This is a genomic window from Haloechinothrix sp. LS1_15 (assembly GCF_033042135.1).
Classification (GTDB): Bacteria; Actinomycetota; Actinomycetes; order Mycobacteriales; family Pseudonocardiaceae; genus Haloechinothrix.
On record NZ_WBXM01000002.1, the window covers coordinates 182,112 to 195,995 of the forward strand.

Genomic DNA, 13,884 nt, shown 5'->3' on the forward strand with positions numbered 1-13,884 from the left:
GGGAGCCGAAGGGGTCCCCGGGTACAGCATATGTACCGAAGGGGCCCTTCGGCTCGTACCCGAACGTCAGGAGTGTGGCTTCGTGCCGTGATTGGCCGCGTTCTTCTTCCGCATGCGGCGCTTACGGGTGCGCTTCGACACGGTCCCTCCTCGGACTCGGGTCCTGACCACCTCGCGGTGGCCCTCGTGAGCCAGTCTGGCACGGCTGCGGCCGCCACCGCCAACCTCTCGCGCCGATCCTGCCCGCGCGGCGCTGTACTCATGTCGAGCTCTGGTCCGGCCGCCGAGGGCGAGTCCGCCGGTCGCGACCCTCTTCCGGGCGTACCGCCCGGCGGTTTGATTGGATGACATCGTGTCTACGCTTGCCGACCTGCTCGCCGAGCACACCGGGCTGTCCGGTGAAGCGGCCGATCATCTCCAGACGGTCGTCGCCGAGTGGCAGCTGCTCGCCGACCTGTCCTTTTCCGACTTCCTGATGTGGGTGCCGGTGCAGCGCGGTGACCACGCCAGGATCGACAGCGACACCGAGTTCGTGTGCGTGGCCCAGGCGCGGCCGACGACGGGGCCGACGGCGCATCCCGAGGACGTGGTCGACTCCCGGGTGACGATCGAGGACTATCCGCTGCTCGTCCGCGCGATCCGCGAGGTCCGGATTTTCCGGGAGCAGGACCCGCACTGGCATCACGACGTGCCGATGCGCAGGGAAGCGGTCCCGGTGACCTACCGGGGCCAGGTGATCGCCGTGCTCAGCAGGGAATCCACGTTGGTCACACCGCGCGTGCCGAGCTCCCTCGAGATCGCCTATATCAGCAGCGCCGCCGACCTGTGCCAGATGATCGCCGACGGCAGCTTCCCCAATCCCGAATCATTGACCGGGGTGCATGCCAGCCCCCGGGTGGGGGACGGGTTCATCCGGGTGGATTCGTCCGGGGCGGTGGTTTTCGCCAGTCCGAACGGCCTGTCGGCCTACCATCGGATGGGGCACGAGGCGGATCTGGTCGGTGAGCACCTCGTGCCGTTGACCAAATCGCTCATCGCCGATCCCTTCGATGCCAGTGAGATCGCCCAGCGGATCAACGACGCGCTTGAAGGGCGGCCCGGCAGCAGGGCGGAGGCGGAGTCGCGGCCGGGAGCCGCCGTGCTGTTCCGCGCGATACCGCTCCGTCCCTCGGGGGTCGCCGCAGGGGCACTGGTGCTGGTGCGCGACGTGACCGAGGTCAAGCGCAGGGATCGGGCACTGTTGAGTAAGGACGCCACGATCCGGGAGATCCACCACAGGGTCAAGAACAACCTGCAGACGGTGGCGACACTGCTGCGGCTGCAATCGCGCCGTACCGCGAGCGATCAGGCACGCCAGGCGCTGGAAGAGTCGGTGCGCCGGGTCTCGTCTATCGCCATGGTGCACGAATCACTGTCGGTGTCGGTGGACGAGCGGGTCGATCTCGATCACCTGCTGGACAAGGTGCTGCCGATGCTGGGCGAGATCTCAACCGCGGAGTCTCCGTTGCAGCTGACAAGGGAAGGATCGTTCGGTGTCGTGGTGGCCGACATCGCCACCCCGCTGGTGATGGTGCTGTCGGAGCTGGTGCAGAACGCGGTCGAGCACGCGTTTCCCGGCGGCTCCGGCGGGACGGTGGTGGTGCACGCGCACCGCACCGCTCGGTGGCTGGATGTGGCCATCTCGGACAACGGCAAGGGGTTACCCGCGGGCTTCTCGGTGGAAAGCGCTAACGGTCTCGGCCTGCAGATCGTGCGCACCCTGGTGGAATCCGAACTGCGCGGTTCGCTGTCGGTACGCGCGCGCCAGCCGAAAGGGACGGAGGCATCGCTGCGCATTCCCTTGGTGCGGAGATTGTGAGCGCGTCGGCTCCGCCGCACCACGGGCACGATGCGGGGTCATGCCGTTATGGCAGCCGGACAGCATTGGAGGCCGGCACCTTCAGGTGCCGGCCTCCAATGCTGGTAACCGGTGTACGGCCGGTTCGTCAGGCCGTACGGGTGCCGATGCTGGCACGGCGACGCTTCAGCGCACGCCGCTCGTCCTCGCTCATGCCGCCCCATACGCCCGCGTCCTGGCCGGTGGCCAGTGCCCAGGCCAGGCAGTCGGACGCGACGGTGCAGCGGTGGCACACAGCTTTTGCCTCGGCCTCCTGCACGAGCGCAGGACCCGTGGTCCCCACAGGAAAGAACAGCTCCGGGTCCTCGTCTCGGCAGGCCGCGTGGTGGCGCCAGTCCATCTCGTGAGCTCCTTCGTGGCGACGCGGGTAAGCCGCGCCACGGTCGTCATGGCGGTCGTTTTCTCGGGGTGCTTGTGAATGCTTTCACGAAGCGCCCGATCGAGCAAGGGTTTTCGGAAGATCGGTGAGTGAGCTCACCCGCCAGAGGTATTGCTCTGACCTGCGAATTCCCTCACATCACGGGGCGCGAAGGCCAGCCGCGTTGCTGCGAACGGCACCTAGATATCGGTAAGTGGTATAAGCCCCTTCGGTCGCGGTGATCACGTGACCCGCGAGAATGCCGCCTGGCCGTCGGATCCGGCTCGCCCGCCGCGCCACGCCCGGGAACGGGGGTCGGTGTGCACGGACCGGGACGATCACGCCAGGCGCGGAGACACCAGCGATCACGCCAGCACGGTGAGCGCGTCCGGCACCGAGGTGAAATCCACCATGGACGCCGTTCCCACATAATCACCGTCAACCTGGACGTTCACCGGCTCCTCGGCACGCACGCCGAACTTGGCGACGTCGGCGTACCTGATCACGCCGCGAGCGTGCCGCAGGCCGCGGTTGCTGAGCGCGCCGGCCAGGTGCTTCAGGACGCTGGGCACCCCGAGGCTGCGCAGCCCGATCACGGCAAGACCCGTGTCGAAGGAGCATCCAGGAGCCAGCCGGATCGGGCGGGATCCCAGGTAGCTCCACGGGTCGGTGTTGCAGACGAACACGCTGCGGGCGGTGGCTTCCTCGTCGCCGGGAACCTCGATGGCCAGCGACGGTCTCCCCAGCGGCGGCCGGAAGTAGCGGGTGGCGGCGACCCTGGTGTACAGCGCGGGACCCGCTTGCTTGCCGCGGATCCGGTCCACGCCAGCGACGACGTCGGCGTCCCATCCGAGTCCCGCGCTGAAGGTGAACAGCCTGCCACCCGCCGCCCCGAGGCCGATGCGGCGCGTGCGCCAGTGCGCGAGCGCCTCGAGGAGCACGTGGGTGGCCTCGAGCGGGTCGGAGGGCAGCCCGAGGGCCCTGGCGAAGACGTTGGCCGAGCCTCCGGGCACGATCGCCACCGCCGGTGCGGCCGGGTGCGGCACCGCTACGGAACCGCTCACCGGCTCGGTGTCACCGGCGAGCCCGTTGACGATCTCGTTGACCGTGCCGTCCCCGCCGTGCGCCACGACGACGTCGAACCCGTCGGCACGTGCTCGCGCACCGAGGTCGGTCGCGTGGCCCCGGTACGACGTCTCCACGAGCGTGACCTCGGCCCTACTGGCCACGGCATGTGCGATGACATCCCGGACGCCGGGTGTGGTCGAGGTGGCCCGCGGGTTGACGATCAGCAGTGCTCGCACAGGGGCAGCCTACGTCTCGTGCGGGCCCGTTCCCTCCTTCCGCGGTCGTGTTCTTGTTCACGCGCCCGGCGCCGCCGGGCGCGTCTCTCTATCCTTCGCACCCCGATCGGTGACCGCTGCTCACCGACGATGGTTTGATCGTCGCGCCCGCGGTCGGGCCGGGAAAACGGCCAACCGAGTGATTCATGGCACGCCCGCGCTACGTACTGTCATCGCCTGTGCCCGGCGGGAGGGCGGACCGGGCGCGATGCCTCCTGGAGGGGCCGGTGCCTTACCATCGAGGGGGAGTTCGCCGATGCGGGAAGGTCGTGACGCGTGCGGGTCGCCGATGTGATGTTGCCTGCCCCCAAGGAGGTGCGGCTGGCAGGCGCGCTGGTCATGGTGCCCGGCATCCTCGGGGTCGGCTTCGCGTTCACGTTGCTGTTCTCCGCGCTGCTCGGTTCGCCGACCACCGAGGGCGGCAACAGCGTGTACGGCGAGGCCGCTTACTACGTCGTGCTCGGCGGTGGCACGCTCGCCTGCGGAGTCGCACTGCTGCTCGGCCAGCTGTGGGCCCGCGCCCCCGCTGTCGTGGTGGCGGTGGTGCAGGGCGGGGCCGCCTGGTACATGCTGGCCTCCTCCCGCCCTGAGCTGGGGGTGCCGGTGATGGCCGCGGCGATCGCGATCCTGGTGTTGCTGTTCCGTGAACCCTCCCGCGCCTGGGCGCTCGGTCTGGAGGCTCAGGACGTCGGTGACGACGACGGTGGTGATGCGCGGCGTGGCGGTCAGCGGGGTGGTCGCTGAGTGATGCTTGCCGCTTGTCCGGCAAGGGCGGTGAGTTCCCGACCGGTGAGCCGGTACACGGTCCACTCGTCCATGGGGACGGCCCCGAGCGAGCGGTAGAAGTCGATCGCGGGGGTGTTCCAGTCCAGCACCCACCATTCGAGCCGGGCGTAGCCCTGCCTGGCGCACTCGGCGGCGAGCTCGGCGAGCAATGCCCTGCCCAGGCCCGAGCCGCGGTAGGTGGGCCGGACGTAGAGGTCCTCCAGGTAGATCCCGTGCACCCCGCGCCACGTCGAGAAGTTCAAAAACCACAGCGCGAATCCCACCACCGCGCCGTCGACATCGGCGACATGGCCGTACAGCGCGGGCCGGGGACCGAACAGCGCCTCGCTGAGCTGCTCGCTGGTGAGGTGGCATTCCTGCGGTGCCTTCTCGTAGTCGGCCAGCTCGTGCACCAGCGTGACGACGTCGGCGACATCAGCTTCGGTGACGGGCCGGATCTGACTCTGCATCGCGGTGACCTCGGTCGTGAACGTGGACGGGCCGGCTCCACGTATACCGCACGGCTGCGGCAACGAGGCATCGCCGGTAGGGTTACCGGCAAGTAACATAATGGCCTGTGACAGACTGCTGATCACTGAAAGGACCGGCACCGATGACGACGACCCCGACACTGGCCCTGTGGCGCAGGCTCAGCGCGTTGCCGGGCGGTAACCGGCTGTTCTCGGCCGCGATCGCGCTGCGCGTGCCCTACTTCGGGACGATCCTGCCGACTGTGCACGAGATGCAGCCGGGACGCTGCGTGGTGACGGCCCCGAAGTGGTTCGGCGTGTACAACCACATCCGCACCTTCCACGCGATCGCCGCGTGTAACCTCGCCGAGCTCGCGATGGGCATGCTGGCCGAGGCGACGGTACCGCCGACACACCGCTGGCTGCCGAAAGCGATGAGCGTCGAGTACGTCGCCAAGGCGACCACCGGGCTGCGCGCGGTCGCCGAGCTGGACCACGTCCCCGCCTTCGGTGACCATGCCACCGATGTGGAGGTGCCGGTGACCGTGTACGACAAGCACGGGACACCGGTGGTGACCGGTGCCATCACGGTGTGGGTGGCGCCGCGTTCGTGACCGAGGTGACGGTCAGCCGTGGTGCGTGCGGAGCTGTTCGTAACGAGCGCGGCACGCCTCGTAGCGCGGCAGCAAGCCGTGCGCGGCGGCCTCGTCCAGCGTAGGGGCGGCGGCGTCCTTGGCGGACAGCACGGGTTCGGCGTCGGCAGGCCACGGCAGGTCGAGTGCGGGATCCAGCGGGTTGATGCCGTGCTCGGCGGCGGGGTTGTACGGCGTGGAGCACAGGTAGGCGGTCACCGCGTCCTCGGTCAACGCCAGGAAGGCGTGCCCGAGCCCTTCGGAGAGGTACACCGCCCGGTAGTCCGTGGCATCCAGCCGGAGGGCCTCGTGGCGGCCGAACGTGGGCGAGCCCACCCGCACGTCCACCACCACGTCGAGCACGGCCCCCCGCGCGCAGTAGAGATACTTGGCCTGCCCCGGCGGGGTGTCGGCGAAGTGGATACCCCTGATCACGCCGCGCCGCGACACACTGTGATTGGTCTGCGCGACGTCCAGCGGGTGGCCGACGGCTTTGGTGAAGGCCGGTTCCTGGAACGGTGCGACGAACAACCCACGGTCGTCGGGGAAGCTGTCGGGAAGGAACTCGTAGGCATCCGGTATGCCCAGCTCACGTGCTTGCATGCCGGTAGCTTGGCATCCACGCGGGCGGTCACGCAGGCGAATCGGGCAAACGTAACGCCGATGTGGCGGTGACCGGTGGTCACGCGACAGCGGGTACCAGCGGGAGAACCGATGGTGTGATAATCACCGCACCCGGGGAGTAGGTCGCGCGGTCGACCTGCAACACTAGGAGAGACGTAGACACCGATGTTCGTCGCGCTCGCCGCGTAGCAACAGCTTGGCGGCGCTTGCCGGAGCCGTGACGCGCTGGATGCCACCGCACCCGCGCCGACCCGGAAGGAACGCTATATCCCGTTCCCCGCGCGCCGTGGATAGGCGCGCGTCATTATCCAGTACGGCCGTACGAGTCACCTGCCGACCAACCGGTTCAGCCACGGGGTGGTCATCGCGACGGACCACCGTCGATGGCGATACCGGGCGCCGGTGGGTGGCCGACCTCGGCCGGCGCTCGAGTACACGATGGCAGGAACACGATGACCGAGAACGATCGCTTTACCGCAGCCGAGGACGCCCGCCCCGTGACTGACGAGGAGGTCTTCGACCTTCACGAGGACGGCAAGCTGGCGGTAGGCGCGGTAACCCCGATCTCGGACGCGCGCGAACTGTCCATCGCGTACACCCCCGGTGTGGCCAAGGTCAGCGGCGCGATCGCCGAGAACCCGGCGCTGGCTGCCCGCTACACCTGGGCGAGCAGGCTGGTGGCCGTGGTCAGTGACGGCACCGCCGTGCTCGGTCTCGGCGATATCGGCCCCAGCGCGTCACTTCCGGTGATGGAGGGCAAATCCGCGCTGTTCAAGGCGTTCGCCGATCTCAACTCCATCCCGCTGGTGCTCGACACCACCGACCCGGAGGAGATCGTGACCACGCTGGTGCGGATGCGGCCGTCGTTCGGGGCGGTGAACCTGGAGGACATCGCGGCACCGCGCTGCTTCGAGATCGAGGACCGGCTCACCGAGGCACTCGACTGCCCCGTGATGCACGACGACCAGCACGGCACGGCCATCGTCGTGCTGGCGGCGTTGCGTGGTGCCAACATCGTGCTGGATCGGGATCTGAGCGACCAGCGCGTGGTGATCTCCGGGGCGGGCGCCGCGGGCGTGGCCTGTACCCGCATCCTGCAAGCGGCGGGTGTGGGCGATGTGACCCTGCTGGACTCCCGTGGCATCGTGCACTCCGGCAGGCAAGGGCTGCACCGGGTCAAGGCCGAGCTGGCGCGGACCACTAACGCCGCGGGGCTGACCGGCGGGCTCGCCGAGGCCATGGCCGGCGCCGACGTGTTCATCGGCCTGTCAGGCGCCACCATCGACGAGGGGCTGTTGGCGACCATGGCGCCGGATCCGATCGTGTTCGCGCTGTCGAATCCGGACCCCGAGGTGCACCCGGACCTCGCGAGGCGCTACGCCAGCGTGGTCGCCACCGGCCGGAGCGATTTCCCCAACCAGATCAACAACGTGTTGGCCTTCCCCGGCGTGTTCAGGGGAGCGCTGGACGCGGGTGCGCGGACGATCACCGACAACATGAAGATCGCGGCAGCGGAAGCCATCGCGTCTGTTGCCGCAGAGGAGCTGTCGGTCGATCACATCGTGCCGAGCGCGCTCGACCCGCGCGTCGCCACGGAAGTGGCCACCGCGGTGGCCAAGGCGGCTGGCGAGGACGGCGTGGTCTGAGACCATCCGTGAGAAACCGCCGACCGGACGGGTCCGGTCGGCGGTGATGGATTCATCCGGATCGACCCTTCCGCGGTCGACCGTTCGGCGGTAGTGGCAGGAAGCGGTGTGTGCTTTCCCGGTGACGCGTGACGAGTGCGCGTCGCCGGGAAAGTTCCGCGCGTATTTTCCTGCCCTTATCGTCGACGTTCCTACGAAAGTTCCTTGCGTGAGCCTTGCGGTCGTGCGTTCTCGGACGAGCGTGGGGACTTTCGTTCTCCTTCGCGTATTCTGCCATTTTCTTCCTGCCCCATGTGAACGCGCCGTTCAAGCCTCAGTGCTCGACGATCGAAGTGGTGGACAGGGAGATCTGCGGCTAACGCGAAGGCAGTGAGAATTCAAGTCCTATTTTCCTCCTGGCCGTCCCTTTAACGTTTTTTCACGCTCTATAGAGCGCGAAAAGGGTTCACGAGCGGCATCCGGTACATGGGTGCCGCCAGCGACGGTCCAGGAGGAAACCCATCGTGACACGGAGTAAGAGATGGCGTGCGAGGGCATGGTCGAGTATCGGGATAGCCGCTACCGTTGCCGTGCTCGGCGCGACGGCGGGAACCGCGGTCGCAGGGGAGGACGGCGATATCAGAGCAGCGGGTGATCCCGATGCGATCGAGGACAGCTACATCGTGGTGTTCCACGACAGCGTGGGTGCGGCGAGCGCGGAAGCCGCGGCACAGAGCCACGCAGCACGCAGGAACGCCGAGGTGGAGCACACGTACTCGGCGGCATTGCGAGGGTATGCCGCCGAGATGAGTGAGCGCGACGCCCGCAGGGCGGCGAACGACCCGGAAGTGGCTTACGTGGAACAGAACACGGCGGTCGAGTTGCACCAGGAACAGCATGACCCACCGTCCTGGGGCCTCGACCGGATCGATCAGCGTGAGCTGCCGCTCGACGGGGTGTACCGCTATGAAACCACCGCGCCGGACGTCGACGCCTACATCCTCGACACCGGCATCAGCTACAGCCACAACGACTTCGAGGGTCGGGCCGAACCCGGTTACGATGCCGTCGGCGACGGACGTAACGGCGACGACTGCAACGGGCACGGCACCCATGTGGCAGGCACCGTCGGCGGTGCCGAGCACGGTGTGGCCAAGGGAGTCACGCTGCACAGTGTGCGCGTGCTCGACTGCGACGGTCGGGGCACCAATGCCGGCGTGATCGCCGGTGTCGACTGGGTCACCGACAACCACGACGGCCCGTCTGTGGCGAATATGAGCCTCGGTGGCGGTGCCTCGTCCGCGCTGGATGACGCGGTGCGGAACTCGGTGAACGCCGGGGTGACCTACGCGGTGGCCTCCGGCAACGACGACGCCGATGCCTGCAACTACTCACCGGCACGGGTCGCTGAAGCGCTGACCGTCAACGCGACGACCTCGAGTGACGCCCGCTCGTGGTTCTCCAACTACGGCACCTGCACCGACATCTTCGCCCCGGGAAGCGACATCACTTCCGCCTGGATCGGTGGGGACACCGCCACCAGGACCATCTCGGGAACGTCGATGGCGGCACCGCACGTGGCAGGGGCGGCCGCGCTCTACCTCGCGGACAACCCGCAGGCGGCGCCGTCCGAGGTGAACGGTGCGATCACCAGCCAGGCCACCGAGGGAGTCGTGAGTAACCCGGGACCGGGCTCGCCCAACAGGCTGGTCTACACCGGTGCGACCAACGACGACCCTGGCGACCCCGACCCCGAGCCGGAGACCTGTAGCGCCACCAACGACGAGCGGGTCGACATCCCCGACAACGGGCCTGCGGTGACCAGCGAGATCACCATCACCGATTGCGACCGTGCTGCCGCGGCCGACGCCGAGGTCGACGTGGACATCCGGCACAGCTGGCGGGGTGACGTGGTGATCGACCTGATCGCGCCGGACGGTACCCAGTACAACCTCAAGCAGGCCAACTTCTGGGATTCGGGCAACGACGTCCGGGAGACCTATGAGGTCGACCTGGCCGCCCACCACGCGGAAGGCACATGGACGCTGCGCGTCCAGGACGTCTACTGGGGTTACACCGGTTACCTGGACAGCTGGTCGCTCGCGTTGTGACCGGTGCCCGCGACCTCCGCCGCGGTAGCGGACGGTAGGCGAGGCCAGGCAGTAAGAAGCCCCGGCGCCGAGGGGGAGGGGTGCGCCGGGGCGACTGCCGGCCCTGGGGGTCGACCGGCTTCGCGTTCTACGGTAACCCGCCCGCAGGCACGGTGACAAGCATCGCACCTGCCGCTCGCGAGCGGTGGATCCGCCCGCGTGGGCGGCAACGCTACGCGAGCGCTTCCTCGATCAGGGCCCGCTGCTCCACCTCGTGCACCTTGGGCGACCCCGCCGAAGGTGCGGCCATCGGCCTGCGCGAGACCACCTTCAGCGGCTGCTGGAACACGTCGGGCATCCGCCGCGGCAGGTTGAGCCCGAAGAACGGCCAGGCACCCTGGTTCTCCGGTTCCTCCTGGGCCCAGACCACCTCGCTCGCCGACGGGTAACGCCGGAGTGCCGCATGGAGCTTGTCCTTCGGGATCGGGTAGTACTGCTCGATGCGGACCAGCGCGACGTCTTCGATCTCCCGCTTGGCGCGCTCGACGGACAGCTCCCAGTACAGCTTGCCCGAGGTGAGCAGTACCTTGCGCACCTTGGCGGGATCCACCTGGTCGTCGTCGATCACCGAGAGGAACCGCGAGGAGCCGGTGAAGTCCTCGATGTTCGAACGCACATTCTTGTCCCGCAGCAGGCTCTTGGGGGTGAACACCACGACGGGACGATCCACACCGTCCAGTGCGTGCCTGCGCAACAGGTGGAAGTAGTTGGCGGGAGTGGACGGCACCGTGACGGTCATCGAGTGTTCGGCGCACAGCTGCAGGAACCGCTCGATCCGCCCCGACGTGTGATCGGGCCCCTGGCCCTCGTGGCCGTGCGGCAGCAGCAGCACGACACCGGAGTGCTGACCCCACTTGGCCTCACCCGAGGAGATGTACTCGTCGATGATGACCTGGCCGCCGTTGACGAAGTCGCCGAACTGTGCCTCCCAGAGCACAAGGGCGCTGGAGTTGGCCACCGAGTAGCCGTACTCGAAGCCGAGCGCGGCGAACTCCGACAGCGCCGAGTCATAGACCATCACCCGGCCCTGCCCCTCGCCGAGGTTCTGTAGCGGCGCGTACTCCTTGCCGGACTCCCGGTCGATGAGCACCGAGTGCCGTTGGGTGAACGTGCCGCGCCGGGAGTCCTGACCGGACAGCCGCACCAGCCGTCCCTCGACCGCCAGCGATCCGAAGGCCAGCAGCTCGGCGAAAGCCCAGTCGATGTCCCCCTCGCGGGACATCTTCAACCGGCGCTCCATCACCGGCTTGACCCGAGGGTGCGGCGTGAAGCCGTCCGGCGGGTTGCCGAAGACGTCGCCGATGCGCTTGACAACGTCGTGCGAGACCGCGGTCGGTACCTGCGCGGGCAGCTGCTGGTGGTGCTCCACCGACGGGCTGGCCTTGACCGGGTGCTTCTCCAGCTCGCGGACCTCGTTGAAGACGTGCTCGAGCTGGCTGGAGAAGTCCCGCAGCGCGTTCTCGGCCTCCTCGACCGAGAGGTCGCCGCGCCCGATCAGCGACTCGGTGTAGATCTTGCGGACGCTGCGCTTGGTGTCGATGATGTCGTACATCGCGGGCTGGGTCATCGAGGGATCGTCGCCCTCGTTGTGGCCCCTGCGCCGGTAGCACAGCATGTCGATGACGACGTCCTTGTTGAACGCCTGGCGGTAATCCACTGCGAGTTGGGCCACCCAGTACACTGCCTCCGGGTCGTCGCCGTTGACGTGGAACACCGGGGCCCCGATCATCTTCGCGACGTCGGTGGCGTAGTGGGTGGAGCGGGCGTGCTCCGGCGCGGTGGTGAAGCCGACTTGGTTGTTGATGATGACGTGCACGGTCCCGCCGGTGCGGTAGCCGCGCAGCATCGCGAGGTTCAACGTCTCGGCGACCACACCCTGACCGGCGAACGCCGCGTCCCCGTGCAGCAGCACGGGTAGCACCGTGAAGCCCTCGCTGCCCTTGTCCAGGATGTCCTGCTTGGCTCGGACGATCCCTTCGAGTACCGGGTTCACGGCCTCCAGGTGCGAGGGGTTGGCGGTCAGCGACACCTTGGTCTCGCCGTCGCCGAACATCCGGAAGTACTTGCCCTCGGCGCCGAGGTGGTACTTGACGTCACCGGAGCCGTGCGCCTGACCCGGATCGAGGTTGCCCTCGAACTCCTGGAAGATCTGCGAGATCGGCTTGCCCACGATGTTGGCCAGCACGTTGAGCCTGCCGCGGTGCGGCATGCCGATGACGACCTCGTCCAGTTCGTGCTCTGCGGCCTTGTCCAGCACGGTGTCCAGCAGCGGGATCACCGTCTCGCCGCCTTCCAGCGAGAACCGCTTCTGCCCTACGTACTTGGTCTGCAGGAAGGTCTCGAACGCCTCGGCCGCGTTGAGCTTGCTCAGGATGTACTTCTGCTCCGCTGTCGGCGGCTTGTCGTGTTTGACCTCGATCCGGTCCTGCAGCCACAGGCGCTCGTCGGGGTCGACGATGTGGGTGTACTCGATCCCGACGGTGCGGCAGTACGAGTCCCGCAGCACACCGAGCACGTCGCGCAGCTTCATCCGCTGCTTGCCCGCGAAACCACCGACCGCGAACTCCCGGTCGAGGTCCCACAGCGTCAGGCCGTGCGAGAGGATGTCGAGGTCCTCGTGCCTGCGCTGCCGGTAGTTGAGCGGATCGGTGTCGGCCATCAGGTGCCCGCGCATGCGGTAGGCCTCGATCAGCTCCAGCACCCGGGCCGTCTTGTCGATCGCGCCTTCCGGGATGTCCTCCACCCAGCGCACCGGCTCGTAGGGCAGCCGGAGCGAGGTGAAGATGTCGTCGTAGAAGCCGTCCTCGCCGAGCAGCAGCCCGTGGATGTGCTTGAGGAACTCACCGGACTCGGCACCTTGGATGATGCGGTGGTCATAGGTCGAGGTCAGCGTCATGATCTTACTGACGCCGAGGTCGACCAGGGTGCTCTCGCTGGTTCCTTCGAAGTGCGCCGGGTACTGCATGGCACCGACGCCGATGATGCAGCCCTGACCGGACTGCAAGCGGGGCACCGAGTGGTTGGTGCCGATGCCACCCGGATTGGTCAGCGAGATCGTGGTGCCCGCGAAGTCGTCGGCGGTGAGCTTGTTCGTGCGGGCCTTCTTGATGATCTCCTCGTAGGCCTGCCAGAACTGCAGGAACGACATGTTCTCGACCTCTTTGATCGAGGCCACGACCAGGTGGCGCTGGCCGTCCTTGCCCTGCATGTCGATCGCGAGGCCGAGGTTGACGTGCTCCGGCGTGACGGCGTGCGGCTTGCCGTCGATGAGCTCGTAGTGCCGGTTCATGTTCGGGAAGTCCCGCAACGCCCGCACCATCGCGTAGCCGATGAGGTGCGTGAACGAGATCTTGCCGCCGCGGCTGCGCTGCAGATGATTGTTGATCACGATGCGGTTGTCCGCCATCAGCTTGGCGGGCACCGCCCGCACGCTGGTGGCGGTCGGCACCTGCAGCGAGGCGTCCATGTTCTTGGCGATCGCCGCCGCGGGGCCGCGCAGCGGTGTGGCGTCGCGTTCCTGACCGTCGGCGCCGTCACCGCCTGCCTGCCTGCCCTGCTGTGCCGCCGGGCGCGGCTGGGCGGTGGCCTGTTGGGTCTGCTGGGGCTGCTTGGTCTGATGCTGGGCTCGTTGCTGGGCTTGTTGCTGGGCTTGTTGCTGGTCCTGCCCGCTGTCTGCAGCAGGCGCCGTACCCGCGCTCTGCTGCTGCTCCCGGGTGTCCTGCCCGGAAGCCTGCCCGGGTGTCTGCTGCCCGGACCGTGCGTCCCGACGCGCGGCCGTTGCCGGACCCGGTGAGCCGTCGGTGGCCTGTGTCGGTCGGAAATCGGCGAAGAAGTCGTGCCACGCGGCGTCTACCGAATCCGGGTCGTTGAGGAACCGCTCGTACATCTCCTCGACGAGCCACTCGTTGGGACCGAACTGGGAAGCAGGAGTGCTGCTGGACACGACTAGATTTCGCCTCGATTCGTTCCGGTTGCCTGTGCCTGTTCAGCTTCGTTGTCGGGTTCTCGTCCCGGGCGCCG

At 67.9% G+C, this 13,884-nt stretch carries 11 protein-coding genes; 5 read left to right on the plus strand and 6 right to left on the minus strand.

Annotated features, from left to right (window positions below; translation table 11 throughout):
• Nucleotides 1-66: 66 nt before the first annotated feature.
• Entirely contained in the window at nucleotides 67-141 is a 75-nt protein-coding gene (locus F8178_RS20385) for a 50S ribosomal protein bL37 (protein ID WP_396344973.1), read from the minus strand.
• Between the two features lie 211 nt (nucleotides 142-352).
• Between F8178_RS20385 and F8178_RS03725 the strand changes: the two genes are divergently transcribed.
• Complete coding sequence (locus tag F8178_RS03725; protein WP_317493202.1) at nucleotides 353-1,858, plus strand: histidine kinase N-terminal domain-containing protein; 1,506 nt, start codon at nucleotides 353-355, stop codon at nucleotides 1,856-1,858.
• Nucleotides 1,859-1,985: 127 nt separating this feature from the next.
• Here the strand turns inward: F8178_RS03725 and F8178_RS03730 are convergent, their stop codons facing one another.
• Nucleotides 1,986-2,237 (minus strand): WhiB family transcriptional regulator, encoded by a 252-nt coding sequence (locus tag F8178_RS03730; RefSeq protein WP_317493203.1) that lies wholly within the window; start codon nucleotides 2,235-2,237, stop codon nucleotides 1,986-1,988.
• A 383-nt stretch (nucleotides 2,238-2,620) separates the two neighbouring features.
• Nucleotides 2,621-3,559, minus strand: a complete 939-nt coding sequence (locus F8178_RS03735) for a diacylglycerol kinase family lipid kinase (RefSeq protein ID WP_317493204.1) — start codon at nucleotides 3,557-3,559, stop codon at nucleotides 2,621-2,623.
• Between the two features lie 315 nt (nucleotides 3,560-3,874).
• On the opposite strand from F8178_RS03735, the gene F8178_RS03740 reads away from it, so the two are divergent.
• Entirely contained in the window at nucleotides 3,875-4,342 is a 468-nt protein-coding gene (locus F8178_RS03740) for a hypothetical protein (RefSeq protein WP_317493205.1), read from the plus strand.
• Here F8178_RS03740 and F8178_RS03745 read toward each other — a convergent pair.
• A complete protein-coding gene (locus F8178_RS03745; RefSeq protein ID WP_317493206.1) occupies nucleotides 4,324-4,833 on the minus strand; it encodes a GNAT family N-acetyltransferase in 510 nt (169 codons plus the stop codon). The genes F8178_RS03740 and F8178_RS03745 overlap by 19 nt on opposite strands.
• Nucleotides 4,834-4,976: 143 nt before the next feature.
• On the opposite strand from F8178_RS03745, the gene F8178_RS03750 reads away from it, so the two are divergent.
• Nucleotides 4,977-5,447: a hotdog fold domain-containing protein gene (locus tag F8178_RS03750; RefSeq protein ID WP_317493207.1), complete on the plus strand. Its 471-nt coding sequence runs from the start codon at nucleotides 4,977-4,979 to the stop codon at nucleotides 5,445-5,447.
• Between the two features lie 12 nt (nucleotides 5,448-5,459).
• Here the strand turns inward: F8178_RS03750 and F8178_RS03755 are convergent, their stop codons facing one another.
• Entirely contained in the window at nucleotides 5,460-6,068 is a 609-nt protein-coding gene (locus tag F8178_RS03755) for a dTDP-4-dehydrorhamnose 3,5-epimerase family protein (protein ID WP_317493208.1), read from the minus strand.
• 473 nt (nucleotides 6,069-6,541) lie between these two features.
• Here F8178_RS03755 and F8178_RS03760 point away from each other — a divergent pair, with 473 nt between their 5' ends.
• Together F8178_RS03760 and F8178_RS03765 are read left to right on the plus strand one after the other, a co-directional pair.
• Nucleotides 6,542-7,735, plus strand: coding sequence for an NADP-dependent malic enzyme (locus tag F8178_RS03760; RefSeq protein WP_317493209.1), 1,194 nt, complete (start codon nucleotides 6,542-6,544; stop codon nucleotides 7,733-7,735).
• 503 nt (nucleotides 7,736-8,238) lie between these two features.
• The gene (locus F8178_RS03765) at nucleotides 8,239-9,825 is read left to right on the plus strand and encodes a S8 family serine peptidase (protein WP_317493210.1); all 1,587 of its coding nucleotides are present in this window, start codon (nucleotides 8,239-8,241) and stop codon (nucleotides 9,823-9,825) included.
• Nucleotides 9,826-10,036: 211 nt separating this feature from the next.
• Here the strand turns inward: F8178_RS03765 and F8178_RS03770 are convergent, their stop codons facing one another.
• Nucleotides 10,037-13,807, minus strand: coding sequence for a multifunctional oxoglutarate decarboxylase/oxoglutarate dehydrogenase thiamine pyrophosphate-binding subunit/dihydrolipoyllysine-residue succinyltransferase subunit (locus F8178_RS03770; RefSeq protein WP_317493211.1), 3,771 nt, complete (start codon nucleotides 13,805-13,807; stop codon nucleotides 10,037-10,039).
• Between the last annotated feature and the right edge of the window lie 77 nt (nucleotides 13,808-13,884).